The following is a 16,264-nucleotide window of genomic DNA, read 5'->3' on the forward strand; positions in this document are numbered from 1 at the left end:
GAGGAACCCGCTCCTCAGTGCTTAAACTTCGGAGACGCGGACAACGCAGGTGCTAATGTCTAAAGGGCCGGCTGCAACCGGCCCTTTTCTATGACCCCCTTCTCCACCCATCCCCTGGTTTGGAACAATGTCGATCTAACGGGCAATCAAACCTATAGCTCTCTTTGAATTGGGTAGTCATCTGCCCGAAGAAACTAAGTTCGGATGGCTCATAAAGGAGCAAGTCGCCGTCCGCGGTCTTGTAGACTCCGCAGGGAAGATAACGCCCGTCGGGGAGGACATAGAGGTCTCCTTCCTCCTTCAGCCCTGCTGGGAGTAGCGGAATCTCGTGCTCGTCCACTTGGAACTCATCTATGTGTGCAGTCTTCCTCTCCATGATGCCTCCTAGCTTGTTTCTGCTGCCGCCGCGATCTAAAACAAGCAGCTCTCAATCAGCTCTTTACCGCGCAGGGTGTCGATCCACTCCTGCGGGATGGCCTCGATACCGTATGCCGTGCCGGCGAGGGCACCTGCGACGGCTGCGGTGGTGTCGGTGTCGTCGCCCAGGTTGACGGCGGCAAGGACGCAATCCTCGTAGCTGCTGGTGTTGACGAAGCACCAGGTGGCTGCCTTAAGCGTGTCGCGCACGAAGCCGCCGGATCTGATTTCGTGCTCGGGTACATCTTTCAGACAGAGTGCCCATTCGGGGAGCGCGCCGCTCAGCACGTCTCTCATCAGCTCAACAAATATGATGCATGACTCAGTTGACGTTCTGTGAGCGTGCGTTATCGCGGAGACCTCGCAGATCTCTTCGTCCGTCGCGTCGACAAACGCCAGGGGCGCGATGCGCATGAGCGATCCGTTGCCGTTGTCGCGCTCGCCGGAGCCTCCTTTGCCGGTGCGCAGGGCTCGAGCGGTCGTGCCGCCGTAATCGAAAACACCGTCGATCGTATACTCGCCACGGGCAATCCAGCCTACGAACTTGTCGCGCATGTCCGCGGTGTCGATATGCCCGAGCTCCCTAATCGAGTCACAGGTAGCAAGCGTCATAGATGTGTCGTCGCTCCAGGTGCCGGCGGGTTGCCCATGCGTGCCATAGCCAATCATGTCGGTGCATTTGAACGTGCCGCGGGGCCTGAACTCGTAGGGAACGCCCAGCGCGTCGCCGACGGCAAGCCCATAGATGCAGTCGCGCAAAGACGGTTTTGGTGTGCCCATTCGTATCTCCCACTTTCCTCTTGAGGGATGCTGCTTAATGGCTAAGGCTGGCTAATGGCGATTATCATAAAGCCTGGCGGGGACAGAAACTGCGACGTCGTCGGAGGTCTTCGAGAAAGGGTCTCGTGGCTACTAGAATGAAATGCTAGGGACAACAGAGGCGCAGTAGCCGGCTGTTGACCGCCTGCACCTTGGCCTCAGCAGCCACGCGAAGGCGCAGGAATTCGTCAACGTGTTCAATATGGTGATGTGACCGGGCGCTTTCGAACACAAAAAAACCGGGATGCAAGGAGTCGCACCTTGCATCCCGGCTGAGCTAAAACGGCGCCGCTGCATGCCGTTGGAGCTTTAGCGCTTGATCTCGATATCGTCGAGCTTAACGTCCATGGCCTCGGTCTTTGCCTCGGCGATATCATCGGCAAACTCCAGGGACTTCATCATGGTCTCGACAGCGTCCTTGTGCTCTTCGACGTTGTCGATGCGCACATACACGCTGCCACCGTCAACGTCGGTGAAGTACTCGGTCGTCACACCGCCCGAGTGCGTAAAGTAGGCGCTGCGCCAGGTCTTGCCGTTGTACTTAACGGGGTCGCTCTCGGTCCATCCGGAGTTGGCCTTCCATTTGGCCTCGTAGTCGAACAGCTCGTCGGCGTTCTTGTCAGAGTCGAAGACAGGGATGAAGCGATCGCTGGCGTGCTCGCTCTCGGTGAACTTAAACTGGGCCCTATCGGCGGTGTCGCCAGCGACGTCGGTGATCTCGACGCCCTCGGGGACCTCGACCTTAAACCAAATGAAGTCGGTCCGCATATCCACGGCTGGCTTTTCCGCGCCGCCGCCACCGCCACTGCCGGTAGCGCCACCGCTTCCGCCGCAACCCACCAGGGCAACCGCGGCAAAGAGACTGATGCAGAGGGTGACAATCTCAAAGGCCTTCTTTTTCATGGTCGTGTCTCCTCATCTGTAACCGCCCATGGATTACCTGCCTTTACTGTACGCGCGGGCGGCTCGCTCGGGTGGGCCATGTGTCCCATGCTTGCGGTGCCGACGCCTATCGTGTGTCATAGAAATCCGCGATGGCCAGATGCGCTGACGCTCATGTGCTTATGGGCTAGACTTAGCACCATTACTTGATCGATACAGTTGGCCGGCGGTTGCCGCCCGACCGATCTATATGACTTGAAGGTGCGTGCGTATGAGCCAAGAGATGATGGATAAAACCTGCCGAGGGTTTGCCGAGGCACTTGCCGCGCGCGAGCCGGTTCCCGGCGGTGGCAGCGCGAGCGCCTTTGTGGGCGCGCTGGGAGCCTCGCTTTGCGGGATGGTCGCGCGCTACGGGGCGACGAACCCTGCGCTTGCTGATCGTGCAGATGACCTGACGCGCGCGTTTGCTCAGGCTGATGAGCTGGCCCAGGAGCTTGTGGACCTGGTCGCCGAGGACGTTCGTGCCTACGGGCAGGTGTCCGCGGCGTACGGTATTTCGCGCGAGGATCCGGCTCGACCGGCTGCGATTCAGGATGCGCTGCACGTGGCGGCTATGCCACCGTATCGCATTATGGATGCCTGCGGGCGCGCGCTGGCGCTGCTCGAGGACATGGCGGACAAGGGTTCGCGCCAGCTGCTGTCCGACGTGGCGTGCGGTGCCGTGTTCTGCCGCGCCGCCATGCAGGGCGCGAGTCTGACGCTCTTTGCCAACACTACGTCTATGAAAGACCGGGCGCGCGCCGAGGAGCTCGAGGCGGCGTGCGATGAGCTGCTCGATACGTGGCTGCCGCGTGCCGATGCGCTGGCGCGCCGTGCCGCCGACGCAGCCAGGAAGAGGGGATAGCCATGGCAGAGCTGCTGAAAGGGGCTCCCGTTGCCCGTGCTTTGACCGAGAAGCTCGCTGCTCGCTGCGCCGTCCTGCGCGAACGCGGCGTTGTGCCGACGCTGGCCATCGTTCGTGTGGGCGAGCGCGAGGACGATCTATCATACGAGCGCGGCGCCCTCAAGCGCTGTGAAAAGGCTGGCATTGAGGCTCGCCGCGTTTTGCTTCCCGCCGATGCTTCGCAGGATGAGCTGCTGGCGGCTATTAAGGACATCAATGCCGACCCCGCCGTTCATGGCTGCCTAGTGTTTCGCCCGCTGCCCGCTGGGATTGACGAGGATGCGGTTGCCGCGGCACTCGATCCCGCCAAGGATGTCGACTCCATGACGCCGGCCTCGCTACTTACCACGCTTTCGGGGCGAGGCGAGGGCTTTGCTCCTTGCACGGCCGAGGCCGTGTTGGCGTTGCTGGACCATTACGGTGTTGAGCTGGATGGGGCCAAGGTCGCGGTCGTCGGTCGGTCTCTGGTGATTGGCCGTCCCGTTGCCGCCATGCTTACGGCTCGCAATGCCACGGTGACGACGTGCCATACGCATACGTGCGACCTTGCTGCCGAGTGTCGTGCGGCTGATGTTGTGGTTGCGGCCGTTGGGCGCGCGCGCACGATTGGCGCGGATGCGGTTCGCGAGGGTCAGACGATCATCGATGTGGGCATTAACTGGGACGAGGCCGCCGGCAAGCTGGTCGGCGACGTCGATTTTGATGCTGCGGAGCCAATCGTTAACGCCGTCACACCCGTGCCGGGCGGCGTGGGGGCTGTGACCACCGCGATTCTCGCCAAACACGTGATCGAAGCGGCCGAGCACACATCGAAATAGGCTTTTGACCACGGGGACTGCCGAGGCTGTGGTTTCGCCCTTTTTGCACCGAAGCGATACACTGTTGCCGTTTGATTTTTTCGCTCAAGGAGGATGCGCATGCCGTGCACAACGATTTTGGTCGGTAAGAACGCGAGCTACGACGGGTCGACGCTGGTTGCCCGCAACGAGGACTCGTCCAATGGGGTGTTTGAGCCCAAGCGCATGCGCGTAGTGCATCCCGACGAGCAGCCGCGTGTCTACACGAGTGTCCTGAGCCACCTGACCGTTGAGCTGCCCGACAATCCCATGCGTTACACAAGCGTCCCCGACGTTGTCCCGGGTCATGGCATTTGGGCCGAGGCCGGCTTCAACGAGCTCAATGTTGGCATGTCCGCAACCGAGACGCTCACCACCAACGAGCGCGTCCGCGGCGCCGATCCGCTCGTGGACTACGTGCCCGCCAAGGGTAACGAGGGCGAGGACGGCTATGTGCCGGCGCAGCCCGGTGGTTTGGGCGAGGAGGATATGGTGACCCTGGTGCTGCCATACGCCAAATCCGCCCGCGACGGCGTGCGCATTCTGGGCGACCTGCTCGAGCGCTACGGCACCTACGAGAACAACGGCATCGCCTTTAGTGACGTTGACGAGATCTGGTGGCTCGAGACCATCGGCGGCCACCACTGGATCGCCAAGCGCGTACCCGACGACGCCTATGTGACCATGCCCAACCAGCTGGGTATCGACAGCTTTGACTTGGACGACGCCGAGGGCGCGCAGGTCGACCACATGTGCTCGGCCGACCTACGCACCTGGATGGGCGAGTGGCATCTGGACCTGACGCTGGGCGTTAAGGGCGACGGTCCCGCCGCGGTCTTTAACCCGCGCGAGGCCTTTGGCTCGCACAGCGACAGCGACCACGTCTACAACACACCGCGCGCCTGGTACATGCAGCGCTGCCTCAACCCCAGCGATGTGTGGGACGGTCCCGACGCCGACTACACGCCCGAGAGCGACGACATTCCCTGGAGTCGCGTGCCCGAGCGCAAGGTGACCCTCGAGGACATCAAGTACGTGCTCTCGAGCCACTACCAGGGCACGGAGTACGACTGCTACGGCAGCAAGGGCACGCCCGCCACACGCGGCGCCTATCGTCCCATCGGCATCAACCGCAACAGCCAGCTCGCCGTGCTGCAGCTGCGCCCCTATGCCCAGCCGGCGTATCGCGCCGTGCAGTGGATGGCGTTTGGCTCTAACTCGTTTAACGCGCTCGTGCCACTGTACGCCAATGTCGAGACCATGCCCGAGTACTATGCCGACACGCAGGCTCGCGTGACGTCCGAGAATTTCTATTGGGCGAATCGCCTGATTGGCGCCTTGGCCGATGTCCGCTTCCATGAGTGCGGTCGCGCGGTCGAGGATTATCAGGAGAAGGTCGGCGGCATGGGCCACAAGCAGATTCACGACGTCGACGCCGTTGTAGCCGTACTGCCCGAGGCCGAGGTGCCCGCCGAGCTCGCCCGCGCCAACGAGGCCTTTGCCGAGCTTGTGCGCGTGGAGACCGATGCCCTGTTGGGCAAGGTGCTCTACACCACGAGCTGCGCCATGAAGAATTCCTTCGCGATGAACGATAACATTAGGTAAAGATAGCCTTGTAACGAGCGAGCGGGGCAAACGCCGTCAAAGGCTTTGCCTCGCTCGATTTCTATCCCGGTGACAAACGATTTTGTGTCGTTTGCTCAATCTTGGGTACAAGTAGGCCAATGAAGTTGTTCACGATTGGAGCCAACCATGGTTATGAAATTCGATCAGCTTGTTAACGGTGCCATCAACGTGGGCTTCGGTGCCGCCGCCGTTGCCGTCGAGGGCGGCAAGAAGGTCCTCGACGACCTCAATGCCAAGGGCGAGCAGGTGCGCAAGGACGCCGGCACCCCCGATATCGCCCGCAGCGTGTCCGACATGTTCGAGCAGGCCGGCGGTACCATCTCCGACCTTACCGAGCGCCTGGGCATGCAGGGCGAGACTGCGGCCCAGCGCGTGCTCGACGAGCTCATCCTCGCCCGCGTGCGCGTCATGACCGCCCCCGAGCGCACGGCCTTTTTGGCCCATGTGCGCGACATCGTCGATTCGGTCGAGGACAACGTGACCTCGGTGCCCGTCGAGTCCGTTGAGCCCGACGACGCAGAGGATGCCGAAGAGGCCGAGTAGCAGCGCAGATGGCAGATTCCACCACCGATTACAGCAATCAAGATCCCTTGGGTGACGAGGCGGCGGTTGTCGACGAGGTCGAGGCCGCCGTCTCGGGCGCTCGCAAGAAGCCGCGCGCTGTCGATATGGTCCCTGAGGAGCCCGACGCGATGGCGCCGGACGAGGAATACCAGCTCACGCCGGCAGGTCGTCGTGAACGCATTGGGCAGATCGTTCGCCTGATCAAAAAGTACCGCGTGTGGGACAACCTTACGCCGGTGCGCCTGCGTCGTCTGCTCGAAGAGCTCGGCCCCATGTTCGTTAAGATGGGGCAGATTCTGGCTAACCGCTCCGAGATTTTGCCGCAGCGGTTTTGCGACGAGCTGCGCCGTCTGCGCTCCGACGTAGAGCCGGTGCCGTATGAGGTAGTGCTCCGCTGTTTGGAAGAGGAATACGGCCAGCGCCTGGGGCAGATATTCGACGCGATTGACCCCAACCCGCTCGGTAGCGCGTCGCTCGCGCAGGTGCACCGCGCCCGTCTGGTGACTGGCGAGGACGTGGCCGTTAAGGTGCAGCGCCCCGGCGCGCAGCAGGTGATGGCTCAGGATATCGACATCATCCGTTCGGTGGTACGCATCGTTTCCAAGTTCGTCAACACTGATCAGTTTGTGGACCTGCATGGCGTGGTCGAAGAGCTGTGGACCTCGTTTCGCGAGGAGACCAACTTTTTGGCCGAGGCCAAAAACCTCAACGATTTCTATGACTTCCACAAAAGCGTGCATGGCGTCTCGTGTCCCAAATCCTACTTGGATCTTTGCACCGAACACGTCGTGGTCATGGACTACATTGACGGCATCTCCATTGCCGACCCCAAGCGCCTTGAGGCCGAGGGTTATGACTTGGAAAAGATTGGCGCCGCGATCGTCGAGGACTATTCGACGCAGGTGCTCGACGATGGCTTTTTCCATGCCGACCCGCATGCGGGAAACATCATCCTTAAAGACGGCATCGTCTACTTTATCGACCTGGGCATGGTCGGGCGCATGTCGAGTCACGACCGCGGTATCGTCAAGGACATGATTTTCGCCGTGGCCGAAGGTGACGTTCCCAAGCTCAAGGATTCGCTTATGCGCTTTGCCGTGACGCGCGGCGACTCTGCCGAGCTCGACCATTCGGCCTTTTTGTCCGACTTGGACTTTATCGTCGCCGACTTTGCAGGGCTCGACCTTAAGGACCTGGATATTGGCGAGTTTTTGACCTCGCTGTTAAATCTGGCGCGCAAAAACGACGTTGAGCTGCCGAGCGTGGTGACGATGTTCGCCCGTGGCATGGTGACGCTCGAGGGTCTGCTGACCGAGTACATGCCCAACGTCAACATGATCCAGATCATTCAGACGCACATCAAAAACGAGAAGAGCACCTATGCGCGCGTCCGCGAAATGGGGCGCGATCTTGCCGCGAGCAGCTATCGCGCGGCAAAAGGCTCTCTCGAGGCGGCCGAGTATCTGGGCTTGGCGTCGCGCATGCTCACGCGCGGCCAGCTTAAGGTGAACACGCAGATCATGAGCAGCGATAAGGCGCTGCGACAGCTGGGTGGAATTGTCGACCGCATGTCGATGGCAATTGTGATTGCCGGCCTGTTTATCGGCTCGTCGGTGGTGTACTACGCGCGCATCGAGCCGGTTGTATTCGGTATTCCGGTCATTGGCTTTATGGGCTACGTGAGCGCGCTGGCGCTGGCGCTGATGCTGGGCCGCGAGATCTGGCGCAACAGCCACGGCGGCAAGCGGTAGAGACTGCGACCGTCACCGCATTCTCCTATCGCAAACCATAGCTTTTACCTTGGGCTTCGCCTGTGTGCGGGGCCCTTTTGCGTGTTACCATATTGACAGTAATAATCGATGGCCTAGATGGTGGTGCGGAGACGCACGAATGCGCGGTTTTCCTGCGCGTTTGGGAGAATCGGGGTGCAAGTCCCCGGCTGTACCAGTAACCGTAATTCCTCTTGGCCCGGGATGGTCGCGTCGCAGATCGGACGGCGTGCCCGGGCCGGTAAGGTTAAGTCGGATCGCCTCCCATCTTGTACGCGGCCGCGGCGCATGCCGCCGGTACGCGTTGGGCTCTGGAGGGAAGGGGGGACCCCGATGGGGGTACTCGAGCGCAATGTGCGCGATGACGTGGGGCAGCCGCTGGGCAATGCCCCACGTTCAGACAATAGGAGACAAATGGATATGTTTGAGGACGAGCGCCAGCGCGCCTCGTGGCGTCGTCATGGAGCGATTGCCCGCGGCGTAGCCAAGCGCGGTCTGGTGGCGTTCCTGGCTTTTGCCATGGCTTTTGGCACCACGCCGGCGCAACTTTGGGCCGAGGGCGCCGAGGGCATTGCCGAGTCTGTGGCTCAGGCTGCGACGGGCGGCGAGGGCGCGGCGGCCGACGAGGGCACTGCTGCCGATACCGGTGCGAACGGTGCGGCGGCGAGCGCTGCTGCCGATGGCGCCGACGCAGATCAGGGCGCAACCGCGAGTGCCGCGAATGGCGATGACACCGCCGCAGACAACGCGACTGAGTCCGAGAACTCTGCTGCGACGCCTGCTGCCTCGGAGCAGAAGAACGCCGTTGCCGCCGCGTCCGCCACAACGCTTTCCGGTGAGGCAAAGGTCTTCATTCAGGATTCCAAGGATAAGGACAAGTCGTATTCGACGAAGTCCGGCGCGCTCAATGCGGGCGATACGCTCTGGGCTAATATGTACGAGGGCTACAGCTCCGTCACTAACCCCGGCACCTGGACCTACACCTGGCTTGCCGGTACGGTTAAGGCTAGCAACAATGTCTCAGACTACACCGAGGTCGTTGGCCACGAGCAGTCCCTCACCGTCACCGACGCCATGGTGGGCAAGTACTTCATCTGTAAGGTGACGGCGGGTGGCAAGGACTATTACGGCCCCTCCGTTTCTTATGGCTCGGGCATCAATGCCAATTACATTCCCGGTCCGGTGCTGGGCGCTGGGCAGGCAAACCTCTACTCCGTCAAGCTGAGCAGCTCGTCTCCCGCCGTTGGCGACACGCTGACCGCTACGCCGTACACTGCGTACAACACGCCCGCCTCAAGCGACACCAAGGCGACCTATACCTGGTATGAATCGACGAATAAATCCTCTGGTTGGACCAAAATCGAAGGCGCAACGTCGGCGACCTTTACGGTGCCCGAGGACCTCGCCGGCAAGTATCTCAAGGTGGTTGCCAACGCGGGCGTCAATGACGTCGATGCGACGACCTCCGATGCTGTGCTCAAGGCCGGCGCGGTCAAGCTCGCAGGTGTCGAGCTGACTGCATCATCCACGGAGATTGGGGCGACTCTCACGGCTAAGGCGTACACAGGCTCGAGCTACAGCCCCACCTACGTCGATAACTCTAAGGTCACCTACACCTGGAAGAAGTACAAGGGCGCCTCGGCACCCAGCAGCTCGACCACGTGGGAGACCATCGAAGGAGAGTCCGGCCCTACGCTCACGGTGACCGACGACCTTGAGGGCTGCTACGTATCGGTGTCCGCGAACGCGGGCGCGAACGATGTCTCGTTCGGCAACTCGTGGGCCGGCTATGGCGTGGGTCCCTTCAAAAAGGCCGGTGCTGTGGTCATCTACTCCGCCATTCTGGCCCCCGTGGGCTCGATCTCGGGAACCTACGTCTACACCGCCGCCGATACTGTCCAAGCCCTCGCTAAAGAGAAGGGCGCCTCTGAGTACATCGATGCGTCCAAGCTGAACTATCAGTGGCAGGTTGCGGATAAAAAGGGCGGCGACTACACCGATATCGAGGGCGCGACGTCCAGCACTCTGAAGCTCGCGCCTTACGAGGGCAAGTCGGTTCGTTGCTACATTACCGCAAAGATTGGCAACAGCGACTACACCACCAAGGGCTCGAGCCTTATCGGTGCTGCCGGCTCCGTCAACATCACGAGCGTTAAGCTCGACAAGACGGGCGAGGCCAACGCAGGCGAGGCCATCACGGCGACCGCTAATGCGGCTTCGGGTGATGTGACCGCCAACGAGCACGTTGCATGGTCGTGGTACTGCGGCGATACGGCGAAGACGTGCACGACGAAGATCGATGGCGCGGCCACCAATACCTTTGCACCCGATGCGTCCTATGCCGGTAAGTATGTCATGGCATGTGCTAACGGCGGCTTTGGTGACGAGGAGTCGAGTGCTGTGCTCGTTGTCGAGGCCGGCTCTGTTGAGCTTTACGGTGTGACGGTTGAGGGTGCGTTGGCATCTGGTCAGATTGCCGCAGGCAACGTTCTGACCGCGAAGGCGACCAAGGGCAACTCCTACACCGACGTCTCCGCGACGGACACGGTCCACTATCAGTGGCAGTGCTCCAACGACAAGAGCTCCTACGACAGTCACTTCGTCAACATTCCCGATGCGACCGACTCCGCGACGTATGCGCCGACCAACGAAATGGTGGGCAAGTACATTCGTGTGATCGCCACGAGCAAGAACTCGGTGAAGAGCACCGAGAAGAAGAGCACCTACGGCGGTACGCAGTCCGTCGACCCCGTTGGCCCCGTGACGCTTGCCGGTCAGTACAAACTCAAGTCCGTTGCGCCCAACGAGGCGTCTTCGACGACGCTCTCCGTCGGCTCAGTGCTCACTCCACGCGTGAAGATCCCTGGTTCTTCGAGCTGGTCCGATTCCGATCTGCCCGAGGACGCTAAGCTCACGCTCGCTTGGTATGCCAAGGGTGAGGGCGATTCGGACTGGGCGGAACTCACCGAAGGCATTGACGCCGAGACCGGCGCGCTGACGCTCAACGATTCACTCGTCGGCAAGCGCATCAAACTCACGGCGTGCGCACTCGACAACACCGTCGAGTGGGTTTCCTCCGATGACGTCACGGCGGCGGGGGAGTATAACCTGCTGCGCGTGATTGCCGACCCGCAGATTAATAGCGATTCGATCCATCTCGTCTCGGGCGATAACGTTAAGGCGACGGTGCAGGCCAAGCGCGCTGACGGTTCGACCACCAACGGCATTGACGTGACCACTCAGGCGACTGTTGCCTGGTATGCAGCTGATGATGCGAAGGCTCCGACGGCCGACTGGACGCTGCTGTCCGATATGTCGGGCGCCGAGGCGACGGTCTCGGCTTCTGCCGCGGGCAAGTATCTGAAGGCTGTCGCCACGAGCGGTAGCTCGACGGTCGAGCTCGTCTCCGCCAACAAGGTTATCGCCGCGGGCTCGCTTGAGGCTGCAGTCCAAAAGCTCAACGATGCCAATAAGCAGGTCGCTGTTGATTACAGCGCCAAGGGCGGCAACGTCAACGATGTTCTGAAGGCGCAGCTTGCCGATCTGGGATTTGCCGACGTTGACGTTAAGGTCTCTAAGGGTGGCGTGCGCTTTAACGCTGAGGACACCAAGGCGAGGGTTGGCATCTCCGACGCTCAGGGTAAGACCAACGGCGATGTGACCTTCTTCTACATCGACCCCAACAATTACACCGGTTTCAACATCGACGACCTGCGTAGTGCTAAGGTCGAGTTTGAGCTGTCGCGCGATGGCAAGACCGTGTATTACCAGCCCAGCAAGACGGTGCAGGTTGCTTGGGACGAGGCTAAGCTGCAAGACCTTCTTGACAGTGCTGCCGAATCCCTGCAGATTGGCTACGCGGCGGGCGAGTCCGCCGATGGCGTGACCCAAAATGTCACGCTTCCGTACAAGGCGGGTTCCGCAAAGAAATTCTCTGTTGAATGGACAAGCTCCGACACCGAGCGCCTGTTTGTTTCTGGTTATAGCTGGGAAGATAAGACGGGTAAGGTTTCGCGCGCATCGAGCGACCGAGACGTGACGCTGACCGCCAAGGTTACGGTTACGAATGGCGACATCAAGCTTGCCGGATCGCACGACTTCACGGTGACCGTCAAGGGCGACCCCGATAAGGTTGCATCCGACAAGGACGACCTGCAGGCAAAGGTCGATGCGGCCTTTACCTACGACAATATCAAGTACTACGGCACCAAAACGGTTGCCGATAAGGGCGGCCTGACCGCCGACCTGCAGATGCCGCGCACGAGCACGCTCGGCGTGGACGGCAAGTACTACAAGGTCGAGTACTCCGCCAGCACCGATGACATCACGTTTAACGGTTACAAGGGTACGGTCTATCAGCCGCTGCCTGGCGCCGAGGCAGCGAAGACCAAAGTCACCCTTACGGTGACCGATAAGTCCAACGCCGAAGTCACGGCAAGCAGGACCCTCGACTTTGCGATTTCTCCGCAGAATCAGGACGAGCTCAATGCCGAGTTGTTCCACCTGAGCCTTGCAAAGTCAACATTCTCTCAGGGTATTCTTGACGGCCAGGATGCCTCCAATGTAACGAGAAGCCTGCATGCACCGCTTAAGGTGTATGGCCAAGGACTCGGCGTTAACTGGTGCTATTCCACCGAAGAGGCTGCGGGACATTACGGCTTCGTGTTCAGCGACCTCCCCGGCGGCACGGAGAACACCTATCGTTTGCTCAAGTCAAGCAAACCGAGGGTTATCGCACATGAGAACCTTATCCTCACTCAGCCCGAATACAACACGAAAGTCACGATTAGCGGCCGTCTGAAGAGTGAGCGTTTTGCCCGTTATGCCGAGCGCTATCCCGACAATTCGGACTACGCGGTGCTTGCCGGCTTGGATGTTTCTGCGACGGTAAACGTCAAGGGAACGACGGGGCTCGACAACCCGAACGAGGGCAAGACCATTACGGTGACGGCCAAGGTCACGGGCGTCTCCGCAAGTGATGCCGACGGCAACTACACCGAGCAACCGGTGGTGCCCTTGACCGAGCTTACGCTTCCCGCCGACGATGACACGACGGCCGAGTCGGTACTCGAGCAGCTTATGACGGCTGCCGGTTGTACGAACCTTGAGGCAAACGCCTTGGGTCTTACGAGTGCGACGATGCCCGATGGCCGCGTGCTGGGCACAACGAGCGCCGCGCCGTACAGCTTCTGGTCGTTTTACGTAAACAATGGGTTTGCGAACTTCGGCGCCTCGAGCTATTGCCTTAAGAACGGCGATTGCGTCGAGTTCCGTTACGTTAAGGGCGATGGCATACAGAAGCCTTCGTCGGCGCCTGCCACCAATCCTGGGGCTGAGCATCCCGATGTCGATACGGCATGGAATGGCTTTGCGAACGGTGGCTCGGGATCCGCAACGGATGCCCTTACGCCTACGACAAAGACCGATACGCCTTCCTGGGCGCTCAACCTTTTAACCGAAGAGCAGCAGAAGGCAGGCGCAAGCGCCTCTGCGTCTGACCCCATTGTCGCGAACGGAAAGGTGTACCTTGTCACGGGCGCTTCGGTGTGGAATGGAAAGACGTGGAATGCGGTCCTCAACGAGGTTGATCCCGAGACGGGTTCCGTCGTGCGATCGCTTGAACTTGGCTCTTCCATGGATAGCACCTGCCGTCCCGTTATTGCTCAGGGTATCATCCTGATTCCGCTTTCCGGTGGCTATCTGCAGGCTGTTTCGGCGAAAACGTTTGAGACGCTTTGGTATTCCGATGCGTTTACGAACCAGAACCTGTCTTCGCTGACCGTTGACGGCGATTATGTCTATATCAATACCCTTGATTATTGGTCCGGCAATGACGTGCAAAACGGTACGGTCAGGCGCATCAATATTCATACGGGTGCAGTTGCCGGCAGTGCTTCTGTCACCGATGGCGGCTTCTACTGGTCTGGTGGTCTGATGGTCAACGGCTACTACGTTGTCGGCAGCGACTTCGGCCAGGTGCGCGTGTATTCCGCCGACCTGTCGAAGCTTGTCGCCTCGTTTAAGCTATCTGGTGGCAATATCCGCTCGGCGCTTACCGTCCACGATGGCTATGTATACGCCGTTACGCGCGATGATGGCACGTTGCACAAGCTGACTATTGGTTCGGATGGCTCTATTACCGAGGCCGGGAAGGTGCAGTTTGCCCCATACTCGACTTCAACGCCCGTGTTTAGCGGCAAATATGCCTTTATTTGCGGTGCGACTGCGAACAATTGGAAGGCTAAGGGCCTGCTGTCGATCATCGATCTTTCTGATATGAGCGTGAGGCAGATTACGAAAGCCGATGGCGAAGAGCTCGGCTTTGAATCGAAGAGCACGCCGCTCGTCTCCACGCGCGATGGTGAAACATATGTGTACTTCACCCTAAATGGCGCCAAGGGAAACTGGCCTAACTACACTTCGGGCGGCGGCGTGTATATGTACAAGCTGGGCGATGCCGAGGCGACCGAAGTGTTTGTTCCCGGTTCTGGTTATGCAAACTACTGCATGGCGTCGGTTGTCTGCGACGAGTTCGGCAACCTTTACTACACGAACGACTCAGGTCACTTGTTCTGTGTGAAGTCCCAGGCCCATCGCGTTAAGTTTGATGCTCGGGGCGGCTCTGCGACTGGCGATCAGACGCCTGCTTCTGGCTCGACCGTCACCAAGCCGGCCGATCCGACGCGTGAGGGCTACACCTTTGGTGGCTGGTATACCGATGAGGCTTGCACAAAGGCGTATGACTTTAGCGCTGCGGTGACGGCCGATATGACGCTCTACGCTAAGTGGACCAAGAATGCCGTTACCCCTGGCGGTAACGGCGGCTCTGGCTCCAACGGCGGCAATGGCGGCTCGGGTAATGCCGGTGCTGGTTCTGGTTCCGGTAACGGCACAAACGGCCAGCAGAGCGGCGGCGCTGTTTCGCCTGGGCAGAAGCCGGTGTCGTCGACCACGACCGAGACCAAGGACGGCAAGGATTCCAAGAAGGATTCCGACAAGTCCGACAAGAAGGACGGCAAGAAGTCTGACGAGAAGTCCAGCAAGTCCAGCTCCAAGTCCGATACGGGCTCGGCTGCCGCGACTACCGCTAAGAAGTCCGCTGAAGCTCCGGCACAGGAGTCTGGCTTCAACCCGCTCGCCATTGTCGGCGTAGCGGCCGGCGTGATCGGGCTTGCGGTCATTGGCGTGTTCGTGTTTACCAAGCGTCGGTAGGTGAGAGCTGTGTCCAATAAACCTCAGGATGCCGACTCCAAGCAACCCGACTCGTCGTTTATTCAGCTCGACGATGCTAAGCAAAAGGGCGCCGCTTCGGCGGCATCCGCCCCTCGGCGCAAGGCGCTACTTGGCTCTCTGACGGCCGTCTGCATCGCACTGATTGTCGTCTCGCTGGGCTTTGTTCACCCTTCCGCCAGCGGCGCCTGGTCCATCGATTGGATCGCTCGGGCCGTGGCGGGGAGGAGCGTTGCCGACTCTGGCTCTATCGCCTCTCGCAAGACGGAGACAGCGGGCTCCTCGTCTTCTGACGCTGTGGACTCCGAGTCCAAGGACTCGAATGCATCGGATTCCAAGGACGCTTCCGAGTCTTCGGACGAGAAGTCAGACAAGGATTCGAAAGAGAAGAAGTCCGAAGACAAGGGCGGCAAGAAGTCCAACAACGCGTCTGCCGGACAGGGCTCCGAATCCGCTGGTGGATCGAGTTCTTCAAACGGCTCCTCTTCGGGCGGCGGCTCGGCGGCCGGCGGTGGGTCTGCATCCAACGGCGACAGCGCCTCTGCTGGCAATCAGGGCAGCTCGCAGCAGCCTGGCTACATTACTGTGACGGTCTCAGTGACGTCGAGTTCCGTGGGTAACCCGGTGTCTTCTGGCGGTACGTTCACCTTCAACGAGGGCGCTACGGCCTACGATGCGTTGTGTGCACTGGGCCTTTCCGTAAATGCGCACGGCTCATCGTACGGCACGTATGTCGCCGCTATCGGCGGCCTGGCCGAGAAGGAGCACGGTGTTACAAGCGGCTGGATGTACTCTGTCAACGGCGTAACGCCCAACACGGCTTGCAGCAACTACGCTCTCTCCAACGGTGACAGCGTCGTCTGGTATTACGTAACGGGTTAAATGCCTTGACATAACATGCCAAACGGGCGGTTCGGACCAACATCCGAGCCGCCCGTCTTTATGCGAATGGGACGTCGTTTCCCAATCGAGGCTCAACTGGAAATCGCATCCCACTCTGAAGGTGAATTCCGGGACGCAATTTCCGCATCAGCATCCATTGGGAAAGCGCATCTCGTTCTAGACATGGGACTGCGGACAAAAAGTTGGACCGTTGAGGTCCGGAACGGAGTCCGCATGGCATACAGTAGGAGAATGGTGGAGAGGGCCAGGGCGCTTCGCGGCGCCGGGCTCACCGT

Annotated in this window: 10 protein-coding genes; 7 read left to right on the top strand and 3 right to left on the bottom strand. The window is 60.3% G+C overall.

The genetic code is table 11. The annotated features are described in order from the left end of the window. Positions 1-88 precede the first annotated feature (88 nt). The 3 genes from ACTQW0_RS04500 to ACTQW0_RS04510 form a co-directional block, all read right to left on the bottom strand. Complete coding sequence (locus ACTQW0_RS04500; RefSeq protein WP_441567119.1) at positions 89-376, bottom strand: hypothetical protein; 288 nt, start codon at positions 374-376, stop codon at positions 89-91. A 35-nt stretch (positions 377-411) separates the two neighbouring features. Further along, on the bottom strand, positions 412-1,197 hold the full coding sequence (locus ACTQW0_RS04505) for an ADP-ribosylglycohydrolase family protein (RefSeq protein WP_441567121.1): 786 nt from the start codon (positions 1,195-1,197) through the stop codon (positions 412-414). Between the two features lie 348 nt (positions 1,198-1,545). Next, on the bottom strand, positions 1,546-2,139 hold the full coding sequence (locus ACTQW0_RS04510) for a hypothetical protein (protein WP_441567123.1): 594 nt from the start codon (positions 2,137-2,139) through the stop codon (positions 1,546-1,548). A 250-nt stretch (positions 2,140-2,389) separates the two neighbouring features. Here ACTQW0_RS04510 and ACTQW0_RS04515 point away from each other — a divergent pair, with 250 nt between their 5' ends. The 7 genes from ACTQW0_RS04515 (at position 2,390) to ACTQW0_RS04545 (ending at position 15,968) form a co-directional block, all read left to right on the top strand. Continuing rightward, positions 2,390-3,022 (top strand): cyclodeaminase/cyclohydrolase family protein, encoded by a 633-nt coding sequence (locus tag ACTQW0_RS04515; protein ID WP_441567125.1) that lies wholly within the window; start codon positions 2,390-2,392, stop codon positions 3,020-3,022. 2 nt (positions 3,023-3,024) lie between these two features. Next, positions 3,025-3,879 (top strand): bifunctional 5,10-methylenetetrahydrofolate dehydrogenase/5,10-methenyltetrahydrofolate cyclohydrolase, encoded by an 855-nt coding sequence (locus ACTQW0_RS04520; RefSeq protein WP_441567127.1) that lies wholly within the window; start codon positions 3,025-3,027, stop codon positions 3,877-3,879. A 99-nt stretch (positions 3,880-3,978) separates the two neighbouring features. Continuing rightward, positions 3,979-5,502, top strand: a complete 1,524-nt coding sequence (locus ACTQW0_RS04525; protein ID WP_441567129.1) for a C69 family dipeptidase — start codon at positions 3,979-3,981, stop codon at positions 5,500-5,502. Positions 5,503-5,649: 147 nt separating this feature from the next. Continuing rightward, positions 5,650-6,066: a hypothetical protein gene (locus ACTQW0_RS04530; protein ID WP_154515830.1), complete on the top strand. Its 417-nt coding sequence runs from the start codon at positions 5,650-5,652 to the stop codon at positions 6,064-6,066. A gap of 8 nt (positions 6,067-6,074) precedes the next feature. Next, positions 6,075-7,838: an ABC1 kinase family protein gene (locus ACTQW0_RS04535; RefSeq protein ID WP_441567131.1), complete on the top strand. Its 1,764-nt coding sequence runs from the start codon at positions 6,075-6,077 to the stop codon at positions 7,836-7,838. A gap of 432 nt (positions 7,839-8,270) precedes the next feature. Then, positions 8,271-15,068 carry an InlB B-repeat-containing protein gene (locus ACTQW0_RS04540; protein ID WP_441567133.1) on the top strand — a complete coding sequence of 2,266 codons (6,798 nt, stop codon included), beginning with the start codon at positions 8,271-8,273 and terminating at the stop codon, positions 15,066-15,068. A 9-nt stretch (positions 15,069-15,077) separates the two neighbouring features. Continuing rightward, positions 15,078-15,968 (top strand): DUF4430 domain-containing protein, encoded by an 891-nt coding sequence (locus ACTQW0_RS04545; protein ID WP_441567135.1) that lies wholly within the window; start codon positions 15,078-15,080, stop codon positions 15,966-15,968. Positions 15,969-16,264: the final 296 nt, after the last annotated feature.

The organism is Collinsella sp. LCP19S3_B7 (genome assembly GCF_052121795.1).
Lineage (GTDB): Bacteria > Actinomycetota > Coriobacteriia > Coriobacteriales > Coriobacteriaceae > Collinsella.

Coding starts and splice junctions, on each gene's coding strand:
- ACTQW0_RS04510 (WP_441567123.1), bottom strand. CDS start 2,139: ATGAAAAAGAAGGCCTTTGAGATTGTCACCCTCTGCATCAGTCTCTTT.
- ACTQW0_RS04500 (WP_441567119.1), bottom strand. CDS start 376: ATGGAGAGGAAGACTGCACACATAGATGAGTTCCAAGTGGACGAGCAC.
- ACTQW0_RS04515 (WP_441567125.1), top strand. CDS start 2,390: ATGAGCCAAGAGATGATGGATAAAACCTGCCGAGGGTTTGCCGAGGCA.
- ACTQW0_RS04535 (WP_441567131.1), top strand. CDS start 6,075: ATGGCAGATTCCACCACCGATTACAGCAATCAAGATCCCTTGGGTGAC.
- ACTQW0_RS04530 (WP_154515830.1), top strand. CDS start 5,650: ATGGTTATGAAATTCGATCAGCTTGTTAACGGTGCCATCAACGTGGGC.
- ACTQW0_RS04520 (WP_441567127.1), top strand. CDS start 3,025: ATGGCAGAGCTGCTGAAAGGGGCTCCCGTTGCCCGTGCTTTGACCGAG.
- ACTQW0_RS04525 (WP_441567129.1), top strand. CDS start 3,979: ATGCCGTGCACAACGATTTTGGTCGGTAAGAACGCGAGCTACGACGGG.
- ACTQW0_RS04540 (WP_441567133.1), top strand. CDS start 8,271: ATGGATATGTTTGAGGACGAGCGCCAGCGCGCCTCGTGGCGTCGTCAT.
- ACTQW0_RS04505 (WP_441567121.1), bottom strand. CDS start 1,197: ATGGGCACACCAAAACCGTCTTTGCGCGACTGCATCTATGGGCTTGCC.